This window comes from Rhodoblastus sp. 17X3 (assembly GCF_030056575.1).
GTDB lineage: Bacteria > Pseudomonadota > Alphaproteobacteria > Rhizobiales > Beijerinckiaceae > Rhodoblastus.
Genome location: NZ_JASHHX010000001.1, coordinates 473,559 through 486,233 on the forward strand (window position 1 = coordinate 473,559; position 12,675 = coordinate 486,233).

The following is a 12,675-nucleotide window of genomic DNA, read 5'->3' on the forward strand; positions in this document are numbered from 1 at the left end:
GCGCCCGGGGCGCAGGCCCTGAACGGGGGGATAATCTAGGAAACGCGCGAATCGGCTTTCGGGTGCAATTTTTCGTGTTTTAAACGATCACCAAATCGTGACGGCGCGCGTGGAGGCTCTGCGCGGCGATCGGCGTAGTCTGTTCAAATGGAGTTTTGGGCGCTTCGTTCGATTGGGCGGGCGCCTATTGGAGCCCGTGGAGCCCGGCATGACGCAAACTCGCACGGAAACGGACTCGTTCGGCCGGATCGAGGTGGCTGAGGACCGGCTCTGGGGCGCGCAGACCGAGCGTTCCCTGCGCAATTTTGCGATCGGCGCGCAACTCATGCCGCGCGAAATCATCCACGCCCTTGCCCTCGGCAAGAAGGTGGCCGCGAAGGTCAATGCCGAGCTTGGACTGCTCGATCCCAAGCTCGCCGCGGCCATTGTCGACGCCGCCGAGGAAGTCGCCTCCGGCCGGCTCGACGATCATTTCCCGCTAAAGGTCTGGCAAACAGGCTCCGGCACGCAGAGCCACATGAACGTCAACGAGGTGATCGCCAATCGCGCCAATGAGGTTTTTGGCGTGGCGCGGGGCGCCATGGACCCCGTTCATCCCAATGACCATGTCAATCTGGGGCAATCGTCCAATGATTCCTTTCCGACCGCCATGCATGTCGCGGCGACGAGGGCGCTGATCCAAAACCTTCTGCCGGCCCTGCGCCAACTCGAAGCGAGCCTGCGCGGCAAGGTGCGGGAATTCGCCGGCCTGATCAAGATCGGCCGAACCCATCTGCAGGACGCGACGCCGATCACCCTCGGCCAGGAATTTTCGGGCTATGTCGCGCAGGTTGGCCTCGGAATCGAGCGGATCGAGGCGGCTCTTCCGGGCCTCGCCTTTTTGGCGCAGGGCGCGACGGCGGTCGGCACGGGGCTCAACTCCCACAAGCTGTTCGCTGCGAAATTCGCCCGCGAAATCGGCCGGGAAACGGGACTGCCGTTCAAGCCGGCGGAAAATTTCTTCGAGGCGCTGGCCAGCCACGACACTCTGGTCTTCGCTCACGGCGCGCTCGAATCCGTGGCGACGGGCCTGTTCAAGATCGCCAGCGACATCCGCCTCGCGGGCAGCGGGCCGCGCGCCGGGCTTGGCGAACTGATCCTGCCGGCGAACGAGCCCGGCTCGTCGATCATGCCCGGCAAGGTCAATCCGACCCAAATCGAGGCGTTGACCATGGTCTGCGCGCGGGTGTTCGGCAATCAGGCGACCATCGCCTTCGCTGCGTCGCAAGGCCAATTCGAGCTGAATGTCTACAAGCCGGTCATCGCGTTCGCCTTTCTTGAAAGCGTGCGCCTGCTGGCCGATTCCGCCCGCAGCTTCGCGGTCCATTGCGTCGACGGTCTCGCGGCCGACCCGCAGAAACTCGACGCGGCCATGCGGAATTCGCTGATGCTGGTGACGGCTTTGACGCCGAAAATTGGCTACGACAAGGCGGCGAAGATCGCCAAGGAAGCGCATGCGAACGGCACGAGCCTGCGCGAGGAGGCGATCCGGCTCGGCTTCGTCAGCCCCGAGGATTATGATTGCTGGGTGCGTCCCGAGGATATGCTCGCGCCGAAGGGCTGATCAATTGCCGCGATTGTCGCCGAAACAGGCCATGATCGCGTCATGGGCCTGAATTTTCTGCGCTGGCGTCAGATCGTCGTGCGCCATCCGAGGCCAATAGCCTTCCGCCTTGGCGTGCGCGACGGTGCAGGCGCAGGTCTTTTGGCAAAGATCGGCCTCGCCGGTGTCCTGAAAACATTGCGCCGCGCACTGCCCGATGAAGCCGGATTCCTGCGCCGGCGCGACGACGAAGAGCGCGAGCAAAGAGAAAAAGCCGAACAGCAGCGGCTGATGGATCAGATAGAAGGCCAGCGAATGCCGCCCGCATAACGCCAAGCCGCGCGCCAGTAGCCCGGATCGGGCGAGCTGCGCCGGCGGGGTTGCGCCTTGCGCGCGCCGCGCGATCCATTGGCCAAGGGCCACGCCGAACAGGACGAAGGCCAGCCAGGGCAGGAGCGGGCGGAAATCATTGCTGGGCGGCTCGAACGTGCCCAGCCCGGTCCACCAGAAGATTTTGACGTCGAAAAAGGGCGTTGCGAGAAAGTGCGGCGCGGCCAGCGCGAGCACGCCCGCAGCGAGCAGGACCCAGGCCGGCGCGGCGACCAAAGGCGCGGCGATGACGCTGGCCAGCGCAATGCAATGCAGGATGCCGAAAAAGATCGGTGTCGTGGGAAACAGCCAGAACGAGGCGGCGCTGATCGCCGCGGCTGCCGCGACGATCATCGCCCAGCGCCGCCAGAAGGCCGGGCTGCGCAGGAGGGGGCCGCGCGCCCGCCCGGCGAGGGCGAGGCTGATCCCGACCAGCGTCAAAAAGCTCGCGCCGATGACATGGCCGAGCCAATGGAAACCCGCCGTATAAGGCGTTCCGTGGTCGATCCAGCCGAAATGGGCCAGATCCCATGTCAGGTGAAAGCCGAGCATCGCCCAGAGCGCGAGGCCGCGCGCGGAATCGACCCAGCCGAGGCGGGGGAAGTCCGGGCGCGGGACGGGGGCGGTCACGGCTGGAAGTGCGAGAAGACCATGTCCGGCGCCGAGAGATTATGCCGGGAGGCCGAATGGCGCCCCGCCCAAAGCTCGGTGACGAGCGCGCCGGGGAAGGACAGGACCGGGGATTCCTCCCAGCCCTTGCCGTCCTTGACGCGCCAGGCGATGCGGGCGACGTCGGCGTTGCTCTCATTTGAATACATCGAGCGCAGCGCCGCGAAGGGCAGATTGCCGGGGAGGGCGCCGGAATAAGCGACGTCGAGCGCGACATGGTCCTGATCGACCTGCCGGACCGTCACCGTCGCCGAGCCGCCGCGGACGAAATTCAGCGTAAAGGCCTTTTTGGCGGGATCGAAGGCGATATCCTTGATCGCGACGATCGGACGGGGTCCAGCGGGCGAATCCTGAATCTCGAGCGGCCCGATCTGGAACGACGAGCCATAGGCCGTCCAGCGCATGTCGCCGAAGGGCAGGGGGCGGATGCGCCAATTGCCATCAGACGGATAGAGGACCAGAACCTCCTCGGCGCGCTCGCGAAACAGCATCCAGAGCTGGATGTAATTAAACCCCGGCTCGACATGGTCGCCGACCCGGATCGGCACATTCGCCGGACGCCAAAAGTCCGGATCGGTCAGGCCGGTCAGCCACAGCGTCGGCGTTTCGAAAAAGGTCTTGCGCGGCAGGGCGCCTTCGGCATGCGGAATGTTGCAGGCGGAAAAATCCGGCGCCCAGCGGTCCGTGCTGATCATGCCGATATAGGAGGGATGCGCCGCCTGGATGGTGAAATGGCGCACCTCCGGCGAGACGAAGTCCAGCTCGACATTGTCGCGCTCGGCGCAGAGCTCGGGCGTCGATTTGTTGACGACCTTCACCGCCAGCTCGTTGACGAGATCCTTGGCGCCCTCGGCTTGAGCCGGGGCGGTCAGCGCGGGCGCGGCGAGGCAAGACAGGACGCAGGCAAGACGAAAAAGGCGCATGGGACCATCCGAAAGAGGCTTTCGGCTTTAATCTGGCCCGGCCTTCAAGGCAAGCGCCGCGGCCCTGAAGGGAAAGCTCTGGCTCAATTCTCGCTTAAAGCTGGTTCTCGCGGCCCGAAGCGATTATGTAGGAAACGGCGCCAGGGCGTGCGAACAGGGGCTTTCCTCGCAAATGACGGATGTTTCGGGTCTTTTTTCTTCGCCTGCGGTCTCCGGCGCGGTCAGCGTGGAGCGCGCGGTGGCGGAATTGCGGGCCGGTCGTCCCGTGGCCCTGCTCGAAGGCTCCGTCCGCATATTGGTTTTCCCGGCCGAAAATCTCGATTCCGTTAGCGCCGCCGCGCTCGAACAGCTGGCGCGCGGCCGCGCCAATCTGATCCTTTCCGCGCAAAGGCTGCGCCGGCTCGGCGTCGAGCGCACGGCGCCCGGCCTCGTCGCCATGCCGAAGATCGACGTCGAGCGGGTCGGCGCGCTGCTGGCCGACGAAACCGCCTCTATCGACGCGCCTGTCGCCGCGCCCGGCGCCGCCGACGAGGCCGCGCTCGATCTCCTGCGGCTCGCGACGCTGCTGCCCGGCGCAATCGTCGCCCCCTTGGCGGATCCGATGCCGCAATTGCAGGAGATCAACGGCTGCGACGTGCGCTCCTTCCGCGCCAAAAAGGTGCTGTCGCTTCATTTGATCGGCCGGGCGCCGCTGCCGCTCGAAGGCGCGCCCAATTCGGAAATCGCGGTTTTTCGCGGCGGCGAGGGCCTGCGCGATCAGGCGGCTGTGATCGTCGGCAAGCCCGATCTGTCGGGCCCGGTCCATGTCCGGCTGCATTCCGCCTGCCTCACCGGCGACCTGTTCGGCTCGCTCAAATGCGATTGTGGCGACCAGTTGCGCCATACCGCGCGCTTCATGGCGGAGAATGGCGGCGGCGTGATCCTCTATCTCGACCAGGAAGGGCGCGGCAACGGCCTCGCCAACAAGGTGCGGGCCTATTCGCTTCAGGCGCAGGGCTACGACACCTACGATGCCGACGAAATCCTGGGGTTTGGCCTCGATCAGCGCCGCTTCGGCTACGCTGCGCGCATGCTCGACCTGCTCGGCGTGACGCGCGTGCGGCTCATGACCAATAATCCGGCCAAGATCGAAGCCCTGCGCGCGGCGGGGCTGGACGTGACGGACCAGCGCATCCAGGGCCGGCCGACGCCGCAGAACATCCATTACCTCGCAACAAAGCGCGACAGAGCGGGCCATTATCTCGATGTCGATCTCCCCCCCGCCGGCGGCGGCTGAATCCCGCTGGGTCTTTCGTTTCGCGCTCGTCCTGTTCCTGCTCGCCAGCCTGTATCTGGCCTGGCCGTGGCTGTCGGGACAGGTGACGATTCCGTGGGATTCCAAGGCGCATTTCCAGCCGCAGCTCTCCTTCCTCGCCCATGCGCTGCATAGCGGCCAGTCGCCGTTCTGGACGCCCAATGTCTTCGCGGGCATGCCGCAGGTCGCCGATCCGCAATCGCTGATCTTCTCCCCGCCCTATCTGCTGCTGGCGGCGCTCGATCCGGCGCCGGGCTTTCAGGAGGCCGATGCGGTCGCCTTCGCCATGCTCACGCTGGGCGGGATCGGCTGGATGCTCTACTTCCGCGATCGCGGCTGGCGCGCCGCGGGCGGCCTCGTGGCGGCGCTGGCTTTCGCCTTTGGCGGCTCGGCGGCCTGGCGCATCCAGCACACCGGCCAGATTCTCAGCCTGTCCTGGTTTCCGCTCGCTTTCTGGGCGCTCAATCGCGCGCTCGATCGCGGATCTTTCCTGTGGGGCGCGCTGGCCGGGCTGTTCGCCGCCTTCATGGTGCTGGGCCGCGACCAGATCGCCTGGCTTCTCGTCCTGACGCTCACGTTCTTTGTCATCTGGCGCCTGTTCTCGCCGCCGGAAGGCGACAGCCGCGGCTTTTTTTCGCGACTCGGGCGGATGTTCAAGCCGCTGCTCGGCGGCATGGTCGTCGGGCTTGCCGTGGCGGGGCCGCCGCTGCTGTGGACAATTGCGCTTGCGCAGCAGTCCAACCGCGCCGAAATCACGCTGGAAGGCGCGATGCGCGGTTCGCTTCATCCTGGTTCGCTGCTCACGGCGCTGGTCGCCAATCTCTATGACGTGCACGGGCCGCAATCGGCCTTCTGGGGGCCGCCGTCGCCGGGCTGGGGCGAGACTGGCCTCTATATCGCGCGCAACATGGGCGAGATCTATTTCGGCGCGCTGCCCTTTCTCGCCCTCGTCGCGCTGGGCTTCGGGCGGCTGTGGGCCTTCGAGCGGCCGATGCGGTTTTTCTCGGCGGCGATTTTGGTTCTGGCGGTCTATGCCTTCGGCAAATATACCCCGGTCTTCGCCGCGCTGTTCGATGTGCCCGGCGCCAATCTGTTCCGGCGGCCGGCCGACGCCACTTTTCCGCTCTGCGTTTTCGCCGGCGTGGTCGGCGGCTATTGCGTCGCGCGCTTCATCGACGCGCCGCCCGACAAAAGGGCGCGCAACATCGGCTTGGCGCTGGTCGGCGCACTTTACGCGGTCGCCGTGGGCGTCGCCCTCGCCAAGGGGCGTCTCGGCGGCGCCTGGCCCGCTTTGGCTTTTTCGCTGTTCTGCGCGGCTCTGTCCCTCGCCGCCCTGCTGGCCGCGCGACGCTGGCGCGAGTCGCCGGCGCTGGGCGTCCTTTTGATCGGCGCCGTGCTGACCTTCGACCTGTCGCTAAATAACGCGCCTAACCAATCCACCGCCCTGCCGCCGCAAACCTATGACGTTTTGCGCGAGAGCACGCAGAACGAGACCATCGCCTTCCTGAAGCAGAAGCTGGCTGAAAACGCCGCGCCCGACCGCCGCGACCGCGTGGAGTTGGCGGGGATCGACTTCCATTGGCCAAACGCCGGGCTGACCCATGGCTTCGACATGGACCTCGGCTACAACCCGATCCGGCTGACCACTTTCGTGGACGTCACCCGCGCCAACGACCATGTCGCCCTTCCCGAACAGCGGGTCTTCTCGCCGGCCTTCCCGTCTTATAAATCGCCGATGGCCAATCTGTTCGGCCTGCGCTGGATCGCGACGGGCGTGCCCATCGAGCAGATCGACCCCAGCCTGAAGCCGGGCGACCTGCCTTTGGTCCGGCAGACCGCGGACGCCTATCTTTACGAGAACGCCAACGCCTTGCCGCGCGTGCTCGCGCCGGGCCGCGCCATCGCGGCGGATTTCGCCGCGATTGAAGCGGGGGGCGGCATGCCGGATATCGATTACCGGCGTTTCGTCCTGCTCGACCAGGCCGATTGCGCGGCAAGGCCCGAGCTGGGCTGCGCGCCGGACGTCGCGGCGGCTTCCGGCGGCGGCGCAGAGGCGGGCTCGGCGAAGATCCTGCGCTATGACAACACGCTGGTCGATGTGGAGGCGGTCGCGCCGGCGCAGGGCGGTTTCCTCGTCCTCAATGACGTCTGGCAGGATTGGCAGGCGGCCTATGTCGATGGCCGCCGCGCGCCGATTCTGCGGGCCAATCTGATGTTCCGCGCCGTGCGTCTCGGCCCCGGGCCGCATCGCGTGCGCTTCCGCTTCGAGCCGTTCCGGGGCTTCGCGCAATTCCTGCCGAAGGGCTGGAGCTTGCCGGGCTTGCGCAATCCCGGCCAAAGCTGACGCCTCTCCCGACAAGCGTGTCGGACAGCAATGGTCGCCAAGGCGACGCGCGCTGTCGCCTTCTTTTCCTGTTTGATTGGGCCGGAACAAATTGTCTCGCCTTGGCGGCTGAAAAAGCGTTGCCGGTTGCAGGCATGGGTCTTGCTGTCGCGTCGGCGGGAGCAAACGCGGTTTCACGAACCGCCCCCTCTGGAGGACGATCCATGGCCAATGTGACCTTTTCCTCTCCGTCCATTACCCGCGACGTGACCGTCTATGCGGTGGCCGGCGATCGCGGCACGCTGCTGGCGCTCGCCAAGGACAACAAGATTCCGATTCCGTTCGACTGCCAGGACGGCGAATGCGGCTCCTGCCTCGTCGAAGTCACCGTGCTGAGCAAGGCGACCCACGCCATTTCCCTCACCGAAAAAGAGAAGGAAATGCTCAAGCAGCTCGGCAAGATCTCCAAGGCCGAAGTGAAAGAGGCCGAGGTCAACGACCTGCCGCCGCATTTCCGCCTGGCCTGCCAGTACATCATCCGCGACGAGGACATTCTGGTGAAGTTCGCCGGCGACGAGACTTTGCCTGTTCAGCAGCGCAAGTCGGGCGCCAGGACCATCGGATAATTCAAGGTCCGGGCGACCGGGCTGACGAGCCAGACATCGGACAGACGCTTCGGCCAAACACTTCGGCCAAAAAGACCGATGTCAGTCTGGGGAGGACGCGGGGGCGTGGCGATCACGCCCCCGTTGGTTTTTCCGGAGCGGCCGCAGGCGCCGGGGCGCAAGGGCTGGCGGAAACGACGACTTGCCGAACCGGGTCAGGCGCCGTAAATGACCGCGAGCGTCCGCGTGCCGGGCGCCGCAGGTAGCCGGTCCGCCGCCCGTTCGCTCGTGTTTCCGCGTCTGCATCGCGGAAATCCGGGGCGAATCCGGCCTCCGGCCACATGCAATTCCGCTCGGGCAGCGTCAGCGATGGAACGGATGGGGAGCGAATACGAGCGTGACGAGGAGGCGCCGGAGACGGCGTCGGGCCTTTCCTCCTCATCGGAGAGACGAAGCGAGCGCGCCGCGCTCGCCGCCGCCGCCGAGAAGCGCCGCAGGTTGGCCGCCCGCATCGGCGCCGCCGCGAGCCTGATCCTTGTCCTCGTCGCGGCTTTCGTCCTGTCCCGCACTCTGGCCAATCTCGACATGGCCGAATTGCGCGCCGCCTTCGCCGCGACTTCGGCGACCCAGATCGCGCTCGGCCTGTTTTTCACAGCCTGCTCCTTCCTGATGCTGACGGGCTATGACGCCATCGCCCTGCGCCAGCTGAAATTGAGCGTGCCCTATCGCACCACGGCGCTGGCCTCCTTCACCTCCTACGCCGTCTCGTTCATGCTCGGCTTCCCGATCTTCACGGGCGGCACGGTGCGCTACTGGATCTATTCCCGGGCGGGCGTGCGTCCGGGCAAGATCGCCAGCCTCACGGTCGTTGCGGGCGTGACCTTCTGGCTCGGCATGGCGGTGGTCATCGCCCTCGGGCTCCTGGTCAAGGCCGGGCCGATTTCGGAAATCGACCGCCTCGCGGTCAATCTCAACCGCCTCATCGGCTTTGGGATGCTCGCCGCCATCGGCTTCTACCTCTACTGGGTCTCCGCCCGTCCGCGTCGCGCCCGCTGGCAGGGGCTTTCGCTCGAACTGCCGGGGCTGGGCCTGTCGCTGGGACAAATCGCCCTCGGCGTGATGGATCTATGCAGCGCCGCGGCGGTCCTCTATGTGCTGCTGCCGAGCCATGAAGGCGTGGATTTCTTCACTTTCGCCGCGATCTATGTCTTCGCCTGCCTGCTGGGCATTGTCAGCCACGCGCCGGGCGGCATCGGCGTTTTCGAGGCGACCATGCTCAAGGTGCTGCCGTCGCCGTCGCAGGAGGCGCTGCTCGCCTCGCTCTTGATGTTCCGCATTCTTTATTATGTCATCCCTTTCGTGTTGGCTCTTGCGCTCCTCGGCGCGAATGAAGGCGGGCGCCGCTGGGACGCTCTGCGCGACGCCATGAATCGCGCGCAAAGCGACGGGGAAAACGGCGCCTGATTCAAAAATAGGCCCTCATGAACGAAATAGTCGATCCTGTCGGGGGTCTTGTCGCCAGTCTGATCGAGGCCATGCCCGAACCGGTGCTGGTCGTGGACGAATCGGTTCGTCTCGTGGCGGCCAATGGTCCCGCGCGCGGCCTGTTCCCGCATCTGCGTCTCGGCGCGCCGCTCGCCTCGACCCTGCGCGCGGTCGATCTGCACGACGCCATCGCCCGGGTGATGGCGTCCGGTCTCGCTGAAGACGTGTCCTGGCTCGATCGCGTCCCGGTCGAGCGCCTGTTCCAGGTTCATGTCGCAGGGTTTCAGTCGATCGACTCGGGTTTCGTCGCCCTCAATCTGCATGACGCGACTGAAACGCGGCGTCTCGAAAAGATGCGGGTCGATTTCGTCGCCAACGCCAGCCACGAATTGCGCACGCCGCTCGCCTCGGTGCTTGGCTTCATCGAGACCTTGCAGGGACCCGCCCGCGCCGACCCCGTGGCGCGCGATCGCTTCCTCGGCATCATGCTGGAGCAGGCGCGCCGCATGGCCCGACTGGTGGACGATCTGCTCTCCCTGTCGCGGATCGAGCAGAGTCTGCATCTCCAGCCGCGCGCGGCTGTCGATCTGGCGCCGCTGGCCCAGCAGGTGCTCGACGCCCTCGCGCCTATGGCGCGCGAGAACCGCGTCCATCTGGAGCTGTCCGCGACCCGGACCGTGGTCCGCGGGGATCGCGACGAATTGCTGCGGGTGGCCGAGAACCTGATCGAGAACGCGATCAAATATAGCGCGCCGGAGCCGGAGGAGGCCGAACGCGCCGTCCGGGTCGAGATCGGAACCCGCGACGGCTTCGGCTTCATGGCCGTGCGCGACGAGGGGCCGGGCATCGCGCCGCAGAACATCCCGCGCCTGACCGAGCGCTTCTACCGCGTCGATGTCGGCCAGAGCCGCGCCAAGGGCGGCACCGGCCTGGGGCTGGCGCTGGTCAAGCATATTCTCGCCCGCCATCGTGGCCGGCTGGGCATTGAATCCACGCTGGGACGCGGCGCGACCTTCACCGCCTTCGCGCCGCTCCACGAGAAGTGAATCGGGGCGGCGATTTCGCGTCCCAGTCTCGAGCCCAATTTCGCGTCCAGAACAGACCGGATTGAGCAGTTGCAAAAAATCTCGTTTGCGCCGCACGCGTTGAATCTCCGCGATCTTGCGCGCCGAGGTTCAGTTATGAACGGATGCCGCCCGCAAGCGGCTCGGGCGTTGTCATGGAAGTGTCATCCAGCCGTCGTAAAGCTTCCCCGCGCTCAAGCGCAATCCGCGAGCAGCTCCCTTGCTCGCGCCCGTTTCAACCTCTCGAGAGGTCTGGCATGTCCAAAATCCTGCTGCGTTCCGCCCTCGTCGTCGCCGTCGTCGGCGCCGCCGCGTCCACCCTCGCCGCCGATATTTCCGGCGCTGGCGCGACCTTCCCCTATCCGGTCTATTCCAAATGGGCCGACACCTATAAGAAGGACACCGGCATCGGCCTGAACTATCAGTCGATCGGCTCCGGCGGCGGCATCAAGCAGATTGTCGCCCGCACGGTCACCTTCGGCGCCTCCGACGCCCCGATGAAGGCGGAAGACCTGGAAAAGAACGGTCTTGTGCAGTGGCCGCAGGTCATGGGCGGCATCGTGATGGTCGTCAATCTGGACGGCGTCAAGCCGGGCGAAATCGTCATCGACGGCCCGACCCTCGCCAAAATCTTCCTCGGCGAAATCAAGACCTGGAACGATCCGGCTCTGGCCAAGTTGAACCCCGGCCTGAAGCTGCCCGAAGGCCCGATCGCCGTCATCCATCGTTCGGACGGCTCCGGCACCTCGTTCAACTTCACCGATTACCTGTCCAAGGTCTCGGCGGATTGGAAGTCCAAGGTCGGCGCCGCCGCCGCCGTCGAATGGCCGATCGGCCTCGCCGCCAAGGGCAATGAAGGCGTCGCCAACACCGTGGCCAACACCAAGGGTTCTGTCGGCTATGTCGAATATGCCTATGCCAAGCAGAACAACATGACCTACGCCAAGATGGTCAACCACGACGGCAAAACGGTAGCGCCGACCATGGAAAGCTTCCAGGCCGCAGCCGCCAACGCCGACTGGGCCAATGCGCCGGGCTATTACCAGATCCTGACCGACCAGAAGGGCGCCGCCTCCTGGCCGCTCACGGCCGCGACCTTCATCCTGATCCCGAAGCAGCCGCAAGACGCTGCCGTCGCCGGCGAAGCGCTGAAGTTCTTCGACTGGGCGTTCAAGAACGGGTCCAAGGAAGCCGCTGCGCTCGACTACATCCCGATGCCTGACAATGTCATCGGCATGGTTCGCAAGACCTGGGCGGCGGACGTCAAGACCGCGGACGGCAAGCCGGTCTACGAGTCCAAGTAACGCTGCTCCTGCTGGCCGGGGGCTTGAGCCTCCGGCCGCTCAATTGTACGAGGAACGAAACATGGCGGAGGCCGCATTGAGTTCCGTGGCGAAACCTGCGGCGCAGGGCGATAGTCGTTTAAAGGTGTTGCGCCGCTTCGAGCTCGGCGACCAGGCCTTTCACATCCTGACCAAGACCTGCGCGGTCGCTGTTCTGCTTTTGCTTGGCGGGGTCATCTTTTCCCTGATCCACGGCTCGATCCCGGCCCTGGAAAAATTCGGCTTCGGCTTTCTGACGTCGCAGGCCTGGAACCCCGTCACCGAGAATTTCGGCGCCGCTCCAGCGATCTACGGCACCCTGATCACCTCGATCATCGCACTGGCCATCGCCGTGCCGCTTGGCTTGGGCATCGCTGTCTTCCTGACCGAGCTCTGCCCCTACGCGCTGCGGCGGCCGATCGGCATCGCCGTCGAATTGCTGGCGGGCATTCCCTCGATCATCTACGGCATATGGGGCATGTTCGTCCTTGCGCCCTTCCTGCAGGAACATGTTCAGCCGGCGATCATCGCGATTTTCGCCAATGTGCCTTTGCTGAACCAGCTCTTCTCCGGCCCGCCCTATGGCATCGGCATCGCGACCGCGGGCCTCATCCTGTCCATCATGATCCTGCCGCTGATCTCCTCGATCTCACGCGACGTGTTCGAAACGGTCCCGACCGTTCTGAAGGAGTCCGCCTTCGGCATCGGCTGCACCCGCTGGGAAGTGATCCGCAACATCGTTGCGCCTTATACGGGCGTCGGCCTGGTCGGAGGAATCATGCTGGCGCTTGGCCGCGCGCTCGGCGAAACCATGGCGGTCACCTTCGTCATCGGCAACGCCCACAAGATCGCCCCTTCGATCCTCGGCCCCGGCACGACGATCTCGGCGACCATCGCCAATGAATTCACCGAGGCCGACGGCGCGATCTATACCTCTTCGCTGATCACGCTCGGCCTGCTTCTTTTCATCATCACCTTCATTGTTCTCTCGATCTCGCGCCTGCTGCTGATGCGCATCGAAAGCCAGGGAGCGCGTTGA

At 65.5% G+C, this 12,675-nt stretch carries 10 protein-coding genes; 8 read left to right on the forward strand and 2 right to left on the reverse strand.

Annotated features, from left to right (window positions below; genetic code table 11):
• Positions 1-208 precede the first annotated feature (208 nt).
• A complete protein-coding gene (fumC, locus tag QM467_RS02275) occupies positions 209-1,603 on the forward strand; it encodes a class II fumarate hydratase (protein WP_283364656.1) in 1,395 nt (464 codons plus the stop codon).
• Here the strand turns inward: fumC and QM467_RS02280 are convergent, their stop codons facing one another.
• Together QM467_RS02280 and QM467_RS02285 are read right to left on the reverse strand one after the other, a co-directional pair.
• Positions 1,604-2,581: a DUF1624 domain-containing protein gene (locus QM467_RS02280; RefSeq protein ID WP_283364657.1), complete on the reverse strand. Its 978-nt coding sequence runs from the start codon at positions 2,579-2,581 to the stop codon at positions 1,604-1,606. It lies immediately after the preceding gene.
• Entirely contained in the window at positions 2,578-3,543 is a 966-nt protein-coding gene (locus QM467_RS02285) for a hypothetical protein (protein WP_283364658.1), read from the reverse strand. Before QM467_RS02285 ends, QM467_RS02280 begins: the two co-directional genes overlap by 4 nt.
• A gap of 172 nt (positions 3,544-3,715) precedes the next feature.
• Between QM467_RS02285 and ribA the strand changes: the two genes are divergently transcribed.
• The 7 genes from ribA (at position 3,716) to pstC (ending at position 12,675) form a co-directional block, all read left to right on the forward strand.
• Positions 3,716-4,819: a GTP cyclohydrolase II RibA gene (gene ribA / locus QM467_RS02290; RefSeq protein WP_283364659.1), complete on the forward strand. Its 1,104-nt coding sequence runs from the start codon at positions 3,716-3,718 to the stop codon at positions 4,817-4,819.
• Positions 4,788-7,181, forward strand: a complete 2,394-nt coding sequence (locus QM467_RS02295; protein ID WP_283364660.1) for a hypothetical protein — start codon at positions 4,788-4,790, stop codon at positions 7,179-7,181. Before ribA ends, QM467_RS02295 begins: the two co-directional genes overlap by 32 nt.
• A 203-nt stretch (positions 7,182-7,384) precedes the next feature.
• Entirely contained in the window at positions 7,385-7,786 is a 402-nt protein-coding gene (locus QM467_RS02300) for a 2Fe-2S iron-sulfur cluster-binding protein (RefSeq protein ID WP_283364661.1), read from the forward strand.
• 357 nt (positions 7,787-8,143) lie between these two features.
• Positions 8,144-9,229: a lysylphosphatidylglycerol synthase domain-containing protein gene (locus QM467_RS02305; protein ID WP_283364662.1), complete on the forward strand. Its 1,086-nt coding sequence runs from the start codon at positions 8,144-8,146 to the stop codon at positions 9,227-9,229.
• Positions 9,230-9,246: 17 nt separating this feature from the next.
• Positions 9,247-10,296, forward strand: a complete 1,050-nt coding sequence (locus QM467_RS02310; RefSeq protein WP_283364663.1) for an ATP-binding protein — start codon at positions 9,247-9,249, stop codon at positions 10,294-10,296.
• Positions 10,297-10,571: 275 nt separating this feature from the next.
• Positions 10,572-11,618 (forward strand): phosphate ABC transporter substrate-binding protein PstS, encoded by a 1,047-nt coding sequence (gene pstS, locus QM467_RS02315; protein WP_283364664.1) that lies wholly within the window; start codon positions 10,572-10,574, stop codon positions 11,616-11,618.
• A gap of 61 nt (positions 11,619-11,679) precedes the next feature.
• Positions 11,680-12,675, forward strand: a complete 996-nt coding sequence (pstC, locus tag QM467_RS02320; RefSeq protein WP_283364665.1) for a phosphate ABC transporter permease subunit PstC — start codon at positions 11,680-11,682, stop codon at positions 12,673-12,675.

Bases quoted from the DNA above. Each gene is read 5' to 3' on its own strand.
- fumC (WP_283364656.1), top strand. From the start codon at position 209: ATGACGCAAACTCGCACGGAAACGGACTCGTTCGGCCGGATCGAGGTG.
- QM467_RS02285 (WP_283364658.1), bottom strand. From the start codon at position 3,543: ATGCGCCTTTTTCGTCTTGCCTGCGTCCTGTCTTGCCTCGCCGCGCCC.
- ribA (WP_283364659.1), top strand. From the start codon at position 3,716: ATGACGGATGTTTCGGGTCTTTTTTCTTCGCCTGCGGTCTCCGGCGCG.
- QM467_RS02295 (WP_283364660.1), top strand. From the start codon at position 4,788: ATGTCGATCTCCCCCCCGCCGGCGGCGGCTGAATCCCGCTGGGTCTTT.
- QM467_RS02300 (WP_283364661.1), top strand. From the start codon at position 7,385: ATGGCCAATGTGACCTTTTCCTCTCCGTCCATTACCCGCGACGTGACC.
- QM467_RS02305 (WP_283364662.1), top strand. From the start codon at position 8,144: ATGGGGAGCGAATACGAGCGTGACGAGGAGGCGCCGGAGACGGCGTCG.
- QM467_RS02310 (WP_283364663.1), top strand. From the start codon at position 9,247: ATGAACGAAATAGTCGATCCTGTCGGGGGTCTTGTCGCCAGTCTGATC.
- pstS (WP_283364664.1), top strand. From the start codon at position 10,572: ATGTCCAAAATCCTGCTGCGTTCCGCCCTCGTCGTCGCCGTCGTCGGC.
- pstC (WP_283364665.1), top strand. From the start codon at position 11,680: ATGGCGGAGGCCGCATTGAGTTCCGTGGCGAAACCTGCGGCGCAGGGC.